Below are 3,602 nucleotides of genomic sequence, written 5' to 3' on the forward strand. Positions count from 1 at the left end.
GATCCAGATCAGCCGCCTCACCCAGTCCGAGTCGAACGGGGCGATCGTGTTCTATTTTTCTGCCGTCACCGCGGTCCTCAGTCTCGCGCTCCTGATCCTCGCGATGGTCTGGCCCGAGCGGGCGGTCCTCTCGGAGCTGTCCTCGAGCCAGCGGTTCGTCGCGCCCGGCGCGTTGGGCTTCGCGGGCCTTGCGGCGATCGGGCTCCTCGGCGGCTGCGCCCAGATCATGCTCACCCAATGCTACCGGTTCGCCGACGCCTCGGTCATCGCCGCGTTCGACTACGTCGCGATGATCTGGGCGGCGGCGCTCGGCTACCTCATGTTCGCCGAGGTTCCGACGGCGCGCGTGCTGATCGGCGCGGCGATCGTCATGACGGCCGGCGCGGCGTTGCTGGCGTGGGAGCACGCCGACCGCAGGGTCGCGCCTTTCGCGCGACGGCGATCCGGTGTGAGCGCGCGGTCGAAGCCGTTCGATATTCCGGACGCTTTCGAGTAGTCTGCAAGCCGAAGTGTAACGCCCCAGGAGAGCGCGGATATCCTCCACGCTCGCGCCTCAAGGAGCGACGCCGCAGGCGGCGCGGCTCGAAGGACGTTCCAGCGCGCTCTGGAAGGTCCTTCGAGACGTTTCCCCGGATCAAAGTCCGGGGATCGCGGCCTCGTCAAGACGAGGCGCGAACATCGCGGCGCTCGTCGATCGTTACGCCGGAGTTCCGACCGGGAGAGCGCCATGGGCGTCGAAGGCAAGGATCGCGCGAAAGTCCTGGAAGCCGGCGCGGCCGCGCTGGCGAACCAGCTCGGCGTCGCGGTCCAGCGGCTGCGCAAAAGCTACGGTCTGTCGCTCGCCGATCTCTCGACCCAGTCAGGCGTGGCGAAGTCGATCATCTCGCAGATCGAGCGCAACGAGACCAACCCGACGCTGACGACGATCTGGCGTCTCGCGCACGCCCTCGACGTGTCGATCCAGTCGATGCTCGAGGGCGGCGAGGACGGACCGTTCATCGAACACCTGAGCCGCGGCGCAACGCCCATTTTCGTCTCCGACGACGGCCTCTGCCGTCTCGCCGTGACCGGATGGCTGAAGACAGTCGACTGGCTGCAATGGTACGATTTTCAGGCCGATCCGGGGGGCGTCCTCGAATCGACCGCGCACGCGCGCGGGTCGGTCGAGTGCCTGTCGGTCCTCGAGGGCGAGCTCGAGGTCGACGTAGGCGGCGCTGTCGAGACGGTCCGGGCGGGGGAGACGCTGCGCTACCGCTGCGACAGGCCCCACCGCATCCGCAACCGGGAAGACAAGCTTGCGCACGCCACGATGGTCAACATCCTCAAGGCGGCGATGATCGATTGAGCGACCGCCGCCTTTCGGCAAGCGATTGAACAATCGCGAGTCCACCTTAAGCGGACATTGCAGACCTCGCCAGGGAAGGTTGCATCCCTCGCCGCGCTCCGGGCGTCCGGGTCCCTGCGTCGATGCCGATCCGCTTACCGGTTCTGCGCGTCGCGCCTGTCATCCGGACCGCGCGGCCTGTCCCATCGCGCACGACCACGTCATGTTCGTAGAATGGGCTCTGCGGGTAAACTTGTATCTCTCCCGTCTCCTCCCTGCGTTCGAACTCGAATCGCGCGGCGAACCAGAATTCGTCGCCTCGGCCGTCCGGCCTGCCCGCATTCTCCCACAGCTCATAAGCCAGTTCGCGGATCACATTATCGATGGCGTTCATGCCCAGTTTGCTCCAAGTCTGTCATTCGGGGTGGCCTGCCAACGCGGATCGGCCTCGTCCTCAGCGCCTAGCGCATCGCGGACGCCGGCGTCGCGGAGGTCCAGCATTCGCGGAATCCTGCTCACGCAGGCGCTCAGACGGAGACGGGAAAGCCCGTCTCCGCTCGATCCTGAGGTCGTGGCGCCGCCGACCAGGAGCTGTAATTCGGCTCGGGCGCGCGCAGCGGTTGATGAGGCCAGAACCCCCGTGAGCGCAACGTCGACCCCCGTTCTCGTGTTCCTTCCGCCCGTGACGCCTTCCGCTTGCGCAGCGCGTCGCTGCATAACGCAGAAGGCCGAAGGACGGATTGATCCCTGTCAACTTGTGGCGGCAAAAATGCGCAGCAGAATCGGGAAAGCGATCGCGGCAGGCTGGCATCGTGCGAATTCGCAAGATGAGGCGGCGGTTTTTCTCGCGACTCACGGAAACAACCGCGCGGGCGCTAGGGACAACCGGAATCGCGAACATCGCAGATGGGGCGGTGGGAATGCGACCGGGTGAGGAACAGCGCTCCCCAGGCGACTCCTATCCGGGCGGTCGCTCGAAGGCGACGACGGCAACCCACTTGGGCTAAAAAGACATATATGTGCTTGTGACGAGTTGTAACTGCCAGGCGGCGACGACAACTTACTCAGCTTAAAAGTGCATACTTATGCTTGCGATGGGTTGTAACTTCGAGTTCATCAAAGAAAATTTCAATACTAAGTTGCGTGTAATTATTCGGCATGCTTATGTGGGATCGATGGTTTTTTGGAGGACGCGTTGTGTTGGACATTTACGCCGAGGTCGCGAACTCACTGTTTTGGGACCTCGCGATACCGCCAAACCGAGTGACGGTGGAAGAGGACCGCGGCTTGGTCACCCTGCACGGGGTGGTGGAACGGGCCTACCAAAGGTCCTGCGCGGAGGCGGACGTGCGTCGGATACCTGGCGTTATTGGCGTGAAGAATGAAATTACTGTCGGCGCGGGGCAAGAGTTCCACTAGCCCACCGTCAGTTCAACCCATACGACTGTGCCACAATGGGCTCCGTTCGAGATCTCTCAGCGGAAGCGGGCTGCGCAAAAAAGCCCCGCCACGACGGCGGGGCCCTTTGTGGTCGGCGAACCGCCGCCACCACGCTCGTTTCTTGGTCGCCTTCTCCGCCAACCGGTCGGTCGATGCGGGGCCGCCGGCGAGCGGCCTGTCGACGAGGCGGTTTACGTCCTCATCGCCACGTCGGTGCGGTTCTTCGCATTCAATTTCTTCATGACATTGCGAACATGGACCTTCACCGTGCTTTCACACATATTCAGGTCGTAGGCGATGACCTTATTCGACTTGCCTTCCTTGATCGCCTTCACGACCGAGTGTTCACGGCCCGTGAGAACGCCGACGGGCTGGACCGTCGTCCGCGGCAGGAGTCCAATCGGATCTGCCGCGAAAAGGTGGTCCGTTGGGACATACGTCCCGCCGACCAGAACAAAACGGATCGCCTCAACCGCACTGTCAAATCCCATCGTGAGCGGAATGTATCCCTTCGCACCGTGTCGGATGGTGGCGCGTGCCAACTCGACGTCGTTCGTCGAGGCTAGCGTGACAACCGGGCGGCGTGACACGCCTTCCGCCAGGTCCTTCAGTGCGCTCGCCCACGCCTCCCTGCTCGCCTCTATCAAGGACAGGATGACCAGAGCAGCCGAGGCGCCGCAAGGATGCTCCCCGAGTTCCGACAATGACGAAAACGTGACGACCGGAACCGAGAACGCCGATTGCAAGCTGCGCCCCATGCACTCCCTCAGGAACGGACGGCTTTCGACCAGCGCAATGGTACGGTCTTTTTCTGCATCCGCGCCTGTGTAAATACGAT

The 3,602-nt window shown here is 63.4% G+C and carries 4 protein-coding genes and 1 pseudogene; 3 read left to right on the forward strand and 2 right to left on the reverse strand.

Features of this window, described 5'->3' with window-relative positions; genetic code table 11:
- Positions 1 to 496, forward strand: a pseudogene (locus tag ACLP25_RS09665) (hypothetical protein); the annotation flags it as partial.
- Between the two features lie 231 nt (positions 497 to 727).
- Positions 728 to 1,345 (forward strand): helix-turn-helix domain-containing protein, encoded by a 618-nt coding sequence (locus ACLP25_RS09670; protein WP_442468987.1) that lies wholly within the window; start codon positions 728 to 730, stop codon positions 1,343 to 1,345.
- A 46-nt stretch (positions 1,346 to 1,391) separates the two neighbouring features.
- Here ACLP25_RS09670 and ACLP25_RS09675 read toward each other — a convergent pair whose 3' ends face one another.
- Complete coding sequence (locus ACLP25_RS09675; RefSeq protein WP_442468988.1) at positions 1,392 to 1,718, reverse strand: DUF2934 domain-containing protein; 327 nt, start codon at positions 1,716 to 1,718, stop codon at positions 1,392 to 1,394.
- 770 nt (positions 1,719 to 2,488) lie between these two features.
- Here ACLP25_RS09675 and ACLP25_RS09680 point away from each other — a divergent pair.
- Positions 2,489 to 2,743, forward strand: a complete 255-nt coding sequence (locus ACLP25_RS09680) for a BON domain-containing protein (RefSeq protein ID WP_442468990.1) — start codon at positions 2,489 to 2,491, stop codon at positions 2,741 to 2,743.
- Between the two features lie 212 nt (positions 2,744 to 2,955).
- Here the strand turns inward: ACLP25_RS09680 and ACLP25_RS09685 are convergent.
- Positions 2,956 to 3,602 (reverse strand): LuxR C-terminal-related transcriptional regulator (locus ACLP25_RS09685; RefSeq protein ID WP_442468989.1); only part of this gene is annotated, 647 nt, incomplete at its 5' end.

The sequence above is a fragment of the Roseiarcus sp. genome (assembly GCF_052145395.1).
Lineage (GTDB): Bacteria > Pseudomonadota > Alphaproteobacteria > Rhizobiales > Beijerinckiaceae > Roseiarcus.

Coding starts and splice junctions, on each gene's coding strand:
- ACLP25_RS09670 (WP_442468987.1), top strand. CDS start 728: ATGGGCGTCGAAGGCAAGGATCGCGCGAAAGTCCTGGAAGCCGGCGCG.
- ACLP25_RS09675 (WP_442468988.1), bottom strand. CDS start 1,718: ATGAACGCCATCGATAATGTGATCCGCGAACTGGCTTATGAGCTGTGG.
- ACLP25_RS09680 (WP_442468990.1), top strand. CDS start 2,489: ATGTGGGATCGATGGTTTTTTGGAGGACGCGTTGTGTTGGACATTTAC.